Here is a 12,807-nt window from a genome sequence, read left to right as displayed (position 1 = left end):
GTGCGGAGTCAGCGCGTGGCGGGGGGACCGCTGCTACCGCGTACGACGAGTTCCGACTCGACCACGGAACGGGTCCAGGAGCGCGGGGAGTGTTCGAGCTGCTCCAGCATCAGTGCCAGGCAGCGTCGGCCGATCTCCGCGAAGTTGTGCCGTATGGTCGTCAACGGCGGGATGGCGAAGGCGGCTTCGGGGATGTCGTCGGAGCCGATGACGCTGACGTCCGCCGGGACTCGGCGTCCGGCCTCGTACATGGCGCGCAGGACGCCCATCGCCATCTGGTCGTTGGCCGCGAAGACCGCGGTGACCTCGGGGTTCCGGGCCAGCTCGCGGCCCGTCGCGTACCCGGAGGCGGCGCTCCAGTCGCCGCTGTGCATCCGCGGGACCGGGACACCGGCGGCCCGCAGCGCGGCCCGCCAGCCCGTCGCGCGGCCCTCGGCCGCGATCGAGTCCGGTGGCCCGCCGATGTGCCAGACCGTGCGGTGTCCCAGGTGCAGCAGGTGTTCGACGGCCTGACGCGCGCCGAGCTCCTCGTCCACGGTGACCACCGGGACGAACTCGTCGAAGGTCATGTCCAGGGTCACCAGCGGTACCTTGTGCGAGGAGTCGGCCAGACCCCGGGCGACGGAGGTCTGGGACGCGATGGTGATGATCCCGTCGACCGACTGGCTGACCAGCCGTTGGACGCTGTCGATGACCGCGGCCCGGTCCATCGCGCGCAGCGGCGTCGCGCTGACGAAGTAGCCGGCGTCCCGGGCGGCCATGCTGATCGCCTGGAGTGTGGCGGCCGGGCCGTAGCTGGTGGCGTCGGAGGTGATCACCCCGAGAGTGCGGGTGCGTCCGGTGGCCAGGGCCCGCGCCGAGGGATTGGGCTGGTAGCCCAGTGCGGCGGCCGCCGCCAGCACCTTCTGCCGGGTCTCCGGTCGCACGCTCGGGCTGTCGTTGAACACCCGGGACACGGTCTGCTTGGACACTCCGGCCAGGCGAGCGACGTCGACCATGATCGCGCCGCGGCCGCCGGCCTCGGCGTCGTCGATGGGCGCTGGCGTTCGTGGCATGGAGCGGTCCTCCCCGGTGGTCGGGCACGGTCTGACTCGGGACCATTCTGCCCCGCCGCAAAAATGATACCGGGAACATTGACTCGGTCAAGCCTCCGTGTCGCGGGGGCTCGCCTCGCCGATGCCCGAAACGTCCGCCATGGGGCTCCTACCTGTGCCATCACCCCGCTCGGATCGGCGACCTCCTCCGAACACCCGAGGTAACGGTGTTGCGTCGAGATCCCCCGCATCCCTTGACAGTCATATTTGTTCCCGGGAACACTCCCCATGGGGCGACCCAGTGAGGATTCCGCGGCCCACCCGCAGCGACGACACCACTGAGCGCTCGCCCGAGAGCCCTCGAAAGGACCGGCACCCATGACTCCCCACCCTGTCAATGCCAGCTCCACCAACCGGCGCAGGACCCTTCGCTCGACCGCGGTGATCGGCGCGGCGGTCGTACTGCTGACGCTCAGCGCCTGCGGCAGCGGGGCGAAAACGGGCGCGAAGGTCACCTCGGACGCGTCCGCCACCTTGACCGTATGGACCGACGACACCCGCCAGCCGGCCGTCGAGGCGTACCGGGCGGCACACCCGGACGTGAAGATGAACATCGTCCTGACCAGCTTCACCGCCGGCCAGGTGGCACAGAAGATCGCGCTGGACGACAAGGCCGGCACCGGCTGGCCGGACGTGGTGTTCCTCGGCAATCCGTCGGACGTGTCGCAGTTGGCCGCCGCTCCGTTGCGGTTCGCCGCGCCGCTCAACGACCTGGTACCGCAGTCGGTCCGGGACGGGTACGCCAAGGGCACGGTCGCCGGGTGCAGCTGGGGCGGCCAGGCGTACTGCCTGCCCAACGACGTCGCGCCGGTGGTGCTGTGGGTCAACCAGAAGCTGATGAAGCAGTTCGGCTACACCGTCCCCACCACCATGGCGCAGTACCAGGCACTCGGCGAGAAGGTCGCCGCCCAGCACCCCGGCTACCTCGTCGGCGACATCAACGACCGCGACGGCTACGGCGCCTTCCTCGGCAGCTCGGGCTGCACCGACCGGCAGGTGACCGACCCGACGCACATCACCATCGACCTGTCGGCCGACTCGTGCACCCGGGTCACCAAGCTGCTGCAACCGCTGGTCGAGGACGGCTCGGTCTCCCCGACCAGCCCGTGGGACACCACCTTCGCCGCCAAGGTCGGCGCGAAGGACAAGTTCCTCATGTACCCGGCCGCCGCGTGGTTCGGCGCCTACGGCTTCAAGGGCACGTACAAGCTCCCGAACGGCGAGATCGCCGCGTACCCGATGCCGACCTGGCCCGGCTCCACCACGCCGGTCACCGGAGCCGAGGGCGGCGGCCTGTGGGTCGTCTCGTCGCACAGCAAGAACACCCAGGGCGCGGCCGACATGATCACCTGGCTGACCACCGACTCCGACCCCAAGGGCATCGTCGCCTCCCCGACCCTCCCGGCCTACACCGCGGTCGCCACCCGGTGGTGCGCGGCCCAGAAGGCCGACCCGTTCTACGCCTCGGACCCGTGCCCGGTCGAGCAGCGGGAGGCCGACCTGATGTCGCCGACCTTCAGCTACATCCGCTTCGAGGGCCAGTTCGACGACTCCTACGCGCAGACCGTCATCGCGGCCGCCACCAGCAAGGGCGACCTGACCGCCGCCCTGTCCGCCTGGCAGGGCGAGCTGGTGCAGGCCGCCGGGAACGCCGACTACACGGTGTCCAAGTGAGCGGCGCCGCCGTCGACTCCACCGCCCGCTCCGCGTCGGAGCGGGCCACCGGAGCCCCCGCGCGCGAGCCCGGGCGCGGCGGCCCGTCGTCCGGCCGCGGGCGCCGGTCGCACGGGCGCCGGTCGCACGGGGGCCGGGCCGGGCTCGCCTTCGTCGCGCCCTACCTGCTGTTCCTGGTGGCCTTCGGCCTGATCCCGGTCTGCTACGGCGTCTACGAGAGCTTCGTGGTCACCAGCCCCTACGGCGGCAACAGCCTGGGCACCGACAACTGGTCCCGGACGCTGAGCGACTACCGGCTGCCCCCGGCCGTCGAGCACGTCGGCGCGTACCTGCTGGTCTGGCTCCCGCTGCTGCTGCTCGTGGTGCTGGCGCTCAGCCTGCTGCTGCACGCCCGCCAGGGCCGCTTCGGCACGGCCATGCGTTTCGTCTACTACCTGCCGGGCGCGGTCACCGGGTCCGCGGCGGTGCTGATGTGGATCTTCATGATCTCGCCGCAGTACAGCCCGGTCTCCGGCCTGCTGCACGCCGTCGGGATCCAGAGCGACTCGCAGATCCTGTCCAGCAAGTGGCTGTTCCTGCTGCTGACCGCGATCGCGATCGAGGCCGGGGCCGGGGGCTGGATCGTCATCCTCTACGGCGCGCTCCAGTCCATCCCGGACGAGGTCATGGAGGCCGCGGCCATGGACGGTGCCAACGCGTGGCAGCAGGCGCGGCACATCAAGCTGCCGGCGATCCGCAAGTACCTGGCCTTCATCGCGATCACCAGCTTCGCCGGGGGCACCCAGCTGTTCGTCGAGCCGCAGATGCTCACCGGGGTCGACGCCCACTCGGTCAGCTCCACTTGGTCACCCAACCAGCTGGCGTACACCTACGCCAGCGGCGAGCTCTCCTTCGGACGCGCGTCGGTGCTGTCCCTGCTGCTGCTCGCGGTCGGCATGGCCGCCGCACTGTTCGTGGTCTACCGGACCAAGTTCTACGAGCTCGATTCAGGCGCACGGAGGTAGCCCCGCATGAGTGCTCTGAACCTCGACCGGACCGGCTCGGCGAGCCCGGCCGGTCCACGGCGGAACCTTCGCCGACGCCGTCGCCCGCGCCCCGGCGCCCTGCTGCGTGACGCGGTCCTGCTGCTGGCGGGCGTGGTGTTCGCGGTACCGGTGCTGTTCCTGGTGATCGCGCCGACCAAGACCGAGGACCAGATCAAGAACGGCTCGCCGTTCACGATCGGGAACCCGGCGAACGTGCTCAAGGCGTGGCACCACGTCTACGCCTTCGACAACGGCATCATCCTCCGCTGGATCGCCAACTCACTGACCTACTCCACCCTCTCCGTCCTGCTGATGCTGGTGCTGTGCGTCACCGCGGGCTACGGACTGGCGAAGTACTCCTTCGTCGGCCGCAAGACGATCCTGGTCAGCACCCTGGTGGCGATGATCGTCCCGGCGTCGGCCACGATCCTGCCGCTCTACATGGAGATGGCCGCGGTGAACCTGATCGGGACGCTGTGGTCGGTGGTGCTGCCCTTGGCCTTCTACCCGTGGGGCGTGTACCTTGCGTACACCTACTTCGCCGGGGGCTTCCCGGACTCGCTGATGGAGGCGGCCCGGATCGACGGGGCGTCCGAGGCGGGCATCTTCCTGCGGATCGCGCTGCCGCTGGCCAAACCACTGGTCGCGCTGATCGCCTTCTTCGGATTCGTGACCGCCTGGACGAACTTCATGCTCCCGTACCTGATGCTGAGCGACTCCCGGACCTATCCGCTGCCGCTCGGCCTGACCGTGCTGCCGCTGGCCGACGCGGTCTCCGGCAACCCGAACTTCTCCACCGTGCGGGTCGGCCTGCCGGAGGTGGCCCTGGTCGGGGTGCTGTCCGTGCTGCCCATCCTGCTGATGTTCCTGTTCGCCCAACGCCATCTGACCTCAGCGCAGTTGGCAGGCTCGGAGAAGGGCTGACCGCCCGCCGGAGGGACTGTGACCGAGTCGACCGCCCACTACCTGACGCCACCCGCGGAACTGCGGGCGATCGGGCTCATCGCCACCGGGGTGGGCCGGATCGTCGGCCAGACGACATCGCGCGTCAACCGCGTCCTGCCCTGCTACGCCGGGGTGCTGGTCACCGCGGGCAGTGGACGACTGGCGCTCGGCTCGCGCCAGAGCGACGAGGAGGTACGAGCGGGCGCGTTCTTCTGGCTGCCGCCGGGCATCCCGCACACCTACGGCCCGGAACCCGGCACCTGGTCGGAGTACTGGCTCCTGTTCGAGGGACCGGCCACGGCCTGCTACGAGGACTTCGGGTTCCTGTCGGGCGGGCCGTCGGTCGTCCAGCCCGACGATCCCCGGGCGATCCACGACTCGTTCGTCCGCCTGCTGGAGCTGGGCGGCCGGTCCGAGTCGCTGGAGCGACACCTGGCCGCGTCCGCGGCCGTGCACTCCCTCATCTCGGCGGTGGGCACCGTGCCCTGCTCGCGGACGCCGCCCCGACCCAGTCGTCACGACATCGGACGGCGGGCCCTGCACCTGCTCGCCCGAGACTTCGACCAGCCGGTCTCGATCAACTCGATCGCCCGTGAGCTGGCCGTGTCCCGCGACACGCTGGCGGTCGCCGTCCGCGAGGTGACCGGTTCCACGCCCAGTGACTTCCTGACCCGCTACCGACTCAACCGCGCCAAGTCGCTGCTGGCCGAGACCGATCTGCCGGTCGCGCAGGTGGCACACGGCGTCGGATACCGCGACGCGGCCTACTTCACCCGCGCGTTCACCAGGAACACCGGGGTCCCCCCGAGCGTGTTCCGTCGCCAGCAGGGGCCGCAGGGCGCCGCGTGACGCGACGCCGCGACGCGTGGACCGCTCCGACGCTCCGACGCTCCGACCAGAGTCCAAGAACCACCGGAGGCACTGCATGGCCGCCGCGACCTCCCGGAAAGGATGATCGTCACCATGGACGCCCAACGAACCGACACCCTGCCGGACACCCTGACCTCCAACGGGTACCGGCTGGACACCTCCCCCGACCGGCTCGGTCGGTTGCAACCGGTCCCGGTCGCGGAACGCGACGACCTCGACGCGCTGCGCGCGCGCTTCCGACGGGACGGCTACCTCTTCCTGCCGGGCTTCTTCGACCCGGAGACGGTGCTGGAGTTCCGCCGTCACTACTTCGCCCAACTCGCCCCCAGCGGCCTGATCCAGCCGGGTTCCGACCCGCGGCAGGGCGTCGCCGCTTCGAGCGACTCACTGGACCGGGGCGCGCTGCGCCGGATCCTGTTCGACGAGCTGGTGCCCGGAGCGGAGTACGAGGCGCTGTGCCGCCACCCGAAACTGGTCAGCTTCTACGAGTGGTTCCTCGGCACCCCCGAACTCCACCTGCACCGCCGGAAGATCATCCGCCATGTCGGGCCGGGCGAGTCGGGTATCGGCACCGCGACCCAGGCCCACTACGACCTGGTCTACCTGCGTGAGGGCACCGACGGGGTGATCTCGTCCTGGATACCGCTGGGCGACTGCCCGATCGAGCGCGGACCGCTGATCTACCTGGAGGGCAGCCACCGTCGGGTACTGGCCCAGGAGGCGGCGGGGACGCTGAAGCGTCCGGCCGCCTCGATGACCGCGGACCTGCCCGCCCTGGCCGAGGAGTACGACGCGCGCTGGTTGGTGACCGGCCTCGACGCCGGGGACCTGCTGGTCCACGGAGCGCACATCATCCACGCGTCGCTGGACAACCACGACCCCGACGGCGTGTTCCGGCTGTCCACGGACATCCGCTACCAGTCGGCGGGCGAGCCCATCGACCAGCGCTGGCAGAACGACTGGTTCGAGGGGGACGGTCTGTGAGCCGACCCGCTGTGCTGAGCCCGCTCACCGTGCACTGCAGCCTGCTGAGCACGATCGGGTTGCCGCGGGACACCACGCCCGCGGCGTGCCTGCGCCGGATCGCGGACGCCGGCTTCGACGGGGTCCAGACGAACCCACCGGCCGACGCGCCGGCGCGACGTCGGCTCGGGGAACTCCTGGACGACCTGGGGCTGGACGCGTCCGCCTGCGGCGGCCTGGACGAGGACGAGGACCCGGAGCCACTGTTCGAACGAGCCGCGGACGCCGGCATGATCAGCCTCAACGCCCAGGTGAACGGCTACTGGCGGGACGACGACTGGCAGGACGCGCGCGTCACGCGGCTGCTGGAGCTCAGCGACCAGTACGAGCTGCCGTTCTTCCTGGAGACGCACCGGCACAGGATGACCCAGGACATCCGCCGGACGCTGGCCCTGGTCGAGCGGCACCCCGGACTGGTGCTGTGCGGGGACTTCAGCCACTACACGGTGATGTCCGAACTCCGCGCGCCCTGGCCGGACGAGTGGCGCACGGCGCTGCACGCGCTGGCGGGCCGCTGCGGTGAGGTCCATGCCCGGGTCAACGACGGCCAGCGGGTCCAGGACCCGCTGCCGTTGGTGGGCGACAGCCAACGGGACGAGTTCTTCGACCTCTGGGGCACCGCCCGGCGGACCTGGCGCGGATCCCCCTTCCTGGTCACCACCGAGCTGCTGCCGAAGCAGATCGGCTATGACAGCACCGATCTGCTGGGCCGTCCGATCGGTGACATCTGGCAGGACAGCCGCCGGCTGCTGACGGAGGTCCGCAGCCGACTGACGGCCTGAACCCGCAGCCACAGCCCATGTGATGTTTCCGGAAACATTGAAGAGCCCGACGTCGACACCGAGGCAGGTCCCCGATGATCCGACAGAGGGCTCTTTGTGCTGCACTTTTACCGACCTGTGATGGTGGCCGCGGTGCTGCGGTGAAGTCGTACCGTGCTATTGACAGTGGTAAATGTTCCCGAGAACACTGAGCTCTGATCAGATCCGGCCGTGCCGCGCCGTGGAATCCCGCAGACCCGGTGAGGTCGCGCCCCCTGCTCCGGGTGACGGCGCGCACGTGTGCGGACGAAGGTACGAACCCCCACCCGCCACCAAGGAGATCACGTGCAACCTCCTCCCTCCAGAAGCCGATCGCGCGCCGTCAGGGCAGTCGCGTCGGTCGTCGCGCTGGCCGCGGCCATGATCGGACTCGCCGCGCCCAGCAGCCACGCGGCAAGCGGAACCACGTACTACGTCGCGACCACCGGCAGCGACGCCAACCCGGGCACCTCGGCCGGCCCGTTCCAGACCATCCAGCACTGCGCGAATGTCGCGGTCGCCGGCGACACCTGCCTGATCGACTCCGGCACCTACCGCGAAACGGTGACGCCGCCCAGCTCCGGCAGCGCCGGTTCGCCGATCACCTTCGCCTCGGCCCCCGGCGCCACGGTCACCGTCGACGGCACCAATCCGGTCACCGGCTGGACGCTGGACAGCGGACAGATCTACAAGGCCCCGGTCACCCTGGCCGGTACCGGCACCGCCCCCTACAGCTCCACCGAGTACCCCTCGGACTCCGACCTGTGGGCCAACCAGATATTCTCCCTGGGCTCGCTGGTGCCGGAAGCCGCCTACCCGCCCGCGTCCAGCAATCCGTGGGCCCCGTCCTCCTTCATCAGCAGCGGATGGACCTCGACGCGCAGCGGCTCCACGGTCACCTGCACGACCGCGCCGTGCACCACCGTGCTCAGCGGCACCCTGACCGACAACAGCTTCCCCGCGCTCGGTGACCTGACCGGCGCGACCGTCGTCATGGCCGGTTCGTGGGTGGCCAACTCCTCGACGGTGACCAGCGGCGACCTCGACGGCACCAACAAGACACTCAACCTGAGCTTCCCGGCCAGCGACGGCCATGTCGAGCCGGGCGGCTATTCGACCAAGTTCTACATGGTCGGCAAGAAGGCGTTCCTGACCGGCCCCAACGCCTGGTACTACGACGCCGGCGCCCAGGAGTTGTACTACTGGCCGCCCAGTGGGAACACCCCGGTCGGGGTCACCGCCAAGGCCCGCAACTACGGCTTCGACCTCAACGACCGCAGCTACATCACGGTGCAGGGGGTCAACCTGTTCGCGACCTCGGTCACCACCGACGCCAACAGCTCCAACGACATCCTGAACGGCATCAACGCCCAGTACCTGTCGACCTGGCAGACCTCCCAGTACGAGACCAGCATGAACTACGCCGGTGTCTACGACGCCAACCACCGCGACGACAGCGGAATCCTGCTGCACGGCACGGACGACACCCTGGAGAACAGCACCATCCAGTACTCGATGGGCAACGGCGTCTCGATCGACGGAACCGGCAGCGTCGTCACCAACAACCTCATCGCCAACGTCGCCTACGGCGGTACCTACACCGCTGCGGTGGCGGTCGACGTGGGGTCGAGCAACGCGACGATCAGCGACAACACGATGCACTCCACCGGTCGTGACGTGGTGAACATGAACACCTCGGTCTATCCCAACAACGGCTACCAGAACATCCGCGTCGACTACAACAACATGTACGACTACGCCAAGATCGACTTCGATCTGGGGGCCGTCTACACCTGCTGCGACACCGCCTACACCGGAACGCGCATCGACCACAACTGGATCCACGACCCGGCCCAGATCGGCAACGGGTTCCACTTCGACAACGGCAGCTACGGCATGACCGTCGACCACAACGTCATCTGGAACCTGGACGGGGGCAACGGCATCAACTTCGGTGGCTTCACCCAGTCCGGACTGTCGTTGCCCTATCTGACCGCGCAGTTCACCAACAACACCATCGTCTCCGGGAGCGGGGAGGCGATCGAGGAGTACTACGCCAACGCCAACCAGGTGGGCAACACCACCATGGAGAACAACATCCTCGACGGTGCCCATCCGGCGGGCCAGACCTACGGCTACATCGCCGGAGGCACACCCAACGAGACCGACGACCTGGTCACCACGGAGAGCCAGAACGGCGCGGCACCCAACCCGCTCTACACAAACGCGGCGGCCGGTGACTTCACCCTGCAGTCCACCTCGCCGGCCGTCGACGCCGGAGCGGCGGTGCCCCCGCTGACCAACGGATTCAGCGGCAGCGCTCCCGACCAGGGCGCCTACGAGTCGGGACAGACCCCCTGGGTACCCGGCTGCGCGATGACCCAGTGCACCGTCACCCGGCTCCCGCAGTCGCAGCTGTCGGTGGAGTCGGCCGACAGCCAGGAGACGGTCTCGCAGAACGACGCGGCCACGAACGCGATCGACGGCAGTCCCAGCTCCATGTGGGTCACCGACTGGTCGCAGTCCCCGGTCCCGCAACTGCCGCACGACATCCAGTTGAACCTGGGTTCCACCCAGAGCGTCGAATGCCTCTACTACCTGCCGCGCCAGGACGGCGTCACGAACGGGACGATCGCCAACTACGCGGTCTACACCTCGACCGACGGATCGACCTGGGGCTCGCCGGTGGCCACCGGAACCTGGACCACCACCAGCGCCGAGGAGTCGGCCTGCTTCGCCCCGACCACCGCCCACTACATCGAGTTGAAGGCCCTCTCCGAGGTCAACGGCAACCCCTGGACCTCCGCCGCCGAGATCAGCGTCGGGATCGTACCCACGGCCGCGCCCACCCTCCTGCCCCAGTCGCAGCTGTCGGTGGAGTCGGCCGACAGCCAGGAGACGGTCTCGCAGAACGACGCGGCCACGAACGCGATCGACGGCAATCCCAGCTCCATGTGGGTCACCGACTGGTCGCAGTCCCCGGTCCCGCAACTGCCGCACGACATCCAGTTGAACCTGGGTTCCACCCGCACCGTTCAGTGCCTCTACTACCTGCCGCGCCAGGACGGCGTCACGAACGGGACGATCGCCAAGTACGCGGTCTACACCTCGACCGACGGATCGACCTGGGGCTCACCGGTGGCCACCGGGACCTGGTCCACCACCAGTTCGCAGGAGTCGGCCTGCTTCGCCCCGACCACCGCCCACTACATCGAGTTGAAGGCCCTCTCCGAGGTCAACGGCAACCCCTGGACCTCCGCCGCCGAGATCAGCGTCGGCGTCACCAGCTAGCGTTCGCATGGTGAGAGTGCTGGTCGCAGTCGCTCGTCGAGGGCTGGGACCAGCACTGTCGCTTCCGGGCGACTACGGATGACGCCGCGTCAGAAGCTGATCTCCAGGCCGACGATGGGACGGCGGCGACGGCGGCCGGTCAGTGTCGCGAACACGTGCCCGATCCGCGCGAGCAGGTACTTGCGGCCGAGGAGCAGCCGGACCTCCTCGGTGCCCTCGGCGTCTAGCACGCGGCCGGTCCCCTCCGCCTCGGCGGCGCCGGGGGCGATCCGGCCGCGGACGTCGCAGACCACGACCTTGGCCCGCGGGTCGCGGCGCAGCCGCTTGACCTTGAAGGTGTCGGCCTCGGTCCACACGTACAGACGCCCCTCGTCGACGACGTGCCAGACCGGTGTGGCCACAGGCGTACCGTCCTTGCGGTAGGTGGTGAGACTGACGTAGCGGGCGCGGGTCAGCGCGTCCCGGGTGCTCTGGTCGAGTGCGGTCACCCGACAGACCTTACCGGGACGTCGCGCCCGCCCGGCGACCCACCCGACCGCCGCCCTGACGCTCAGGCTCAGCCGGCTCACCCATGACCGCCGTCGCGGACCGACGTCCAGCGGGCGTGTTCCCGGCGGCGCCGATCCGGGCCGTCGTCTCGCCGACCGAACCACCCGGGGTCCTCCCCGGCCCGGTCAGATCCCGCGGCCGAACCGCCACGCCTCGATGTCGCGGTAGCGGATCACTCCCGGGCCACGGCCGATGTTGCTGCCCACCAGATGGAGGCGCTCGGCCTGCCACGGGCGGCCGACGAAGTCGGCGAGGCCCGCGGCCGCCGACAGGATGCCGGCCTGCTGGCCCCGCCGCGCCCGGGCCAAGGTCAGGTGGGGGCGCAGCGGGCGCTCCGGGAAGGCGGTACCGCAGGCCCGCACCACCTTCCCGACCTCGTCGGCGAGCAGGTGGAGCTCTTCGAGGTCGCCCTCGATCCCGCTCCACAGCAGCCGTTCATCGAAGTGGCCGCCGCCGCGCAGGCCCAACCGCAGGGGCGGGCGGGACGCGGCCAGTCGGGCGAGTACCGGACGCAGGATCGGGACGGCCGCCACCGGGAGCTCGCCGAGGAACGCCAGGGTGATGTGCCAGTCCTCGATCCGGTTCCACCGCAGGTGGGGGTGGTGCTCGTAGGCAGACCGCAGGGCACCCGCCAACTCGTCCTTCGCGTCGTCGGGCGGGGCGAGCGCAACGAACACGCGTACGGTCGAGGGCTGGGGATGATCGGTCACCAGGGATTTCTAACACCTTCCCGCTCCTGTCCTCACCGGGCACGGGGCGCGGAGGCCGTTTCGTCGTCACCCGGGCTCGGGGTAGACGCCTCCTACGGAGGGGCCCCGGGAGAGGGGTTCCACGGCGGAGGAGGCAGTGCCATGGGCGGATTCGAGGGTTTCGCCGAGAAGGCGGAAGGCTGGGCGGACAGCCACCCGGACCAGGTGCGGGAGGGCATCGACAAGGCGGAGCAGGGAGGGGAGCGGCTGACGGGAGACCGCTACTCCAGCGACATCGAGCGGGCCGGTCAGGCCCTGGCGGACCGCTTCGGCCAGAACCAGCAGGACCAGGGTGCCGCCCCCGGCGGTCAGGACTCGCCGGAGCAGCAGCCCAACCAGGGCGAGCGCTACGAGCAGGGGGACCAGAGCCAGCAACGGCAGTACGACCAGCAGTACCAGGCCGGGCAGGGCGACCAGTACCAGCCGGACCGGATCCAGCAGGACGACCCGGGCTACCAGCCCGACGAGGGGGACCCGAGCGGCCAGTGACCCACCGGCCCGCGTCCGGCGCGACCGGGCCGTGCGCGGTGACGGCCCGGAGCGGAGAACGGAGGCGACGGAGGGCGGACAGCGCGTGCCGGAGAAGCTGGAGGACCGTCCGGTCCTGGGTGAGCACGCCTCGCTGGTCCTGTACACGGCGGCCTCGGGGGCGGTGGACACGCTGGCGTTCACCGCCCTGGGCCACGTGTTCGCCGGGGTGATGACCGGCATACTTCTGCCAGGCCGCGCCGATGTGACTGGGGTCACAGGAGTGAAGTGCCCCGAACCGGTTACTCATCAGTAGGTG

General features: G+C 69.8%; 12 protein-coding genes. 9 read left to right on the top strand and 3 right to left on the bottom strand.

The features are described 5' to 3' along the window. Positions 1-8: 8 nt before the first annotated feature. Positions 9-1,055, bottom strand: a complete 1,047-nt coding sequence (locus tag GXP74_RS28980; RefSeq protein ID WP_225448273.1) for a LacI family DNA-binding transcriptional regulator — start codon at positions 1,053-1,055, stop codon at positions 9-11. Between the two features lie 357 nt (positions 1,056-1,412). On the opposite strand from GXP74_RS28980, the gene GXP74_RS28975 reads away from it, so the two are divergent. From GXP74_RS28975 to GXP74_RS28945, 7 genes are all read left to right on the top strand, one after another. Continuing rightward, entirely contained in the window at positions 1,413-2,768 is a 1,356-nt protein-coding gene (locus GXP74_RS28975; protein WP_182454192.1) for an ABC transporter substrate-binding protein, read from the top strand. Then, positions 2,765-3,772 (top strand): carbohydrate ABC transporter permease, encoded by a 1,008-nt coding sequence (locus tag GXP74_RS28970; RefSeq protein WP_225448272.1) that lies wholly within the window; start codon positions 2,765-2,767, stop codon positions 3,770-3,772. The genes GXP74_RS28975 and GXP74_RS28970 overlap by 4 nt, the downstream gene beginning before the upstream one ends. Positions 3,773-3,778: 6 nt before the next feature. Continuing rightward, positions 3,779-4,717: a carbohydrate ABC transporter permease gene (locus GXP74_RS28965; protein WP_182454191.1), complete on the top strand. Its 939-nt coding sequence runs from the start codon at positions 3,779-3,781 to the stop codon at positions 4,715-4,717. Between the two features lie 18 nt (positions 4,718-4,735). After that, on the top strand, positions 4,736-5,587 hold the full coding sequence (locus tag GXP74_RS28960) for an AraC family transcriptional regulator (protein WP_182454190.1): 852 nt from the start codon (positions 4,736-4,738) through the stop codon (positions 5,585-5,587). Positions 5,588-5,701: 114 nt separating this feature from the next. Then, the gene (locus tag GXP74_RS28955; protein ID WP_182454189.1) at positions 5,702-6,592 is read left to right on the top strand and encodes a phytanoyl-CoA dioxygenase family protein; all 891 of its coding nucleotides are present in this window, start codon (positions 5,702-5,704) and stop codon (positions 6,590-6,592) included. Further along, positions 6,589-7,413, top strand: a complete 825-nt coding sequence (locus GXP74_RS28950; RefSeq protein WP_182454188.1) for a sugar phosphate isomerase/epimerase — start codon at positions 6,589-6,591, stop codon at positions 7,411-7,413. The genes GXP74_RS28955 and GXP74_RS28950 overlap by 4 nt, the downstream gene beginning before the upstream one ends. A 324-nt stretch (positions 7,414-7,737) precedes the next feature. After that, positions 7,738-10,722, top strand: coding sequence for a discoidin domain-containing protein (locus GXP74_RS28945; protein WP_225448271.1), 2,985 nt, complete (start codon positions 7,738-7,740; stop codon positions 10,720-10,722). A gap of 89 nt (positions 10,723-10,811) precedes the next feature. Here GXP74_RS28945 and GXP74_RS28940 read toward each other — a convergent pair whose 3' ends face one another. Then, positions 10,812-11,210 carry a PPOX class F420-dependent oxidoreductase gene (locus GXP74_RS28940; RefSeq protein ID WP_182454186.1) on the bottom strand — a complete coding sequence of 133 codons (399 nt, stop codon included), beginning with the start codon at positions 11,208-11,210 and terminating at the stop codon, positions 10,812-10,814. A gap of 186 nt (positions 11,211-11,396) precedes the next feature. Beyond that, positions 11,397-11,981, bottom strand: coding sequence for an RNA 2',3'-cyclic phosphodiesterase (gene thpR / locus GXP74_RS28935; RefSeq protein ID WP_182454185.1), 585 nt, complete (start codon positions 11,979-11,981; stop codon positions 11,397-11,399). A 141-nt stretch (positions 11,982-12,122) separates the two neighbouring features. On the opposite strand from thpR, the gene GXP74_RS28930 reads away from it, so the two are divergent. Both GXP74_RS28930 and GXP74_RS28925 read left to right on the top strand, forming a co-directional pair. After that, on the top strand, positions 12,123-12,509 hold the full coding sequence (locus GXP74_RS28930) for an antitoxin (protein WP_182454184.1): 387 nt from the start codon (positions 12,123-12,125) through the stop codon (positions 12,507-12,509). A gap of 85 nt (positions 12,510-12,594) precedes the next feature. Further along, on the top strand, positions 12,595-12,804 hold the full coding sequence (locus GXP74_RS28925; protein WP_182454183.1) for a hypothetical protein: 210 nt from the start codon (positions 12,595-12,597) through the stop codon (positions 12,802-12,804). The last annotated feature ends 3 nt before the right edge of the window (positions 12,805-12,807 follow it).

The sequence above is a fragment of the Streptacidiphilus sp. P02-A3a genome, assembly GCF_014084105.1.
Taxonomy (GTDB): domain Bacteria; phylum Actinomycetota; class Actinomycetes; order Streptomycetales; family Streptomycetaceae; genus Streptacidiphilus.
This window is presented reverse-complemented; position numbering and strand designations above follow the sequence as displayed.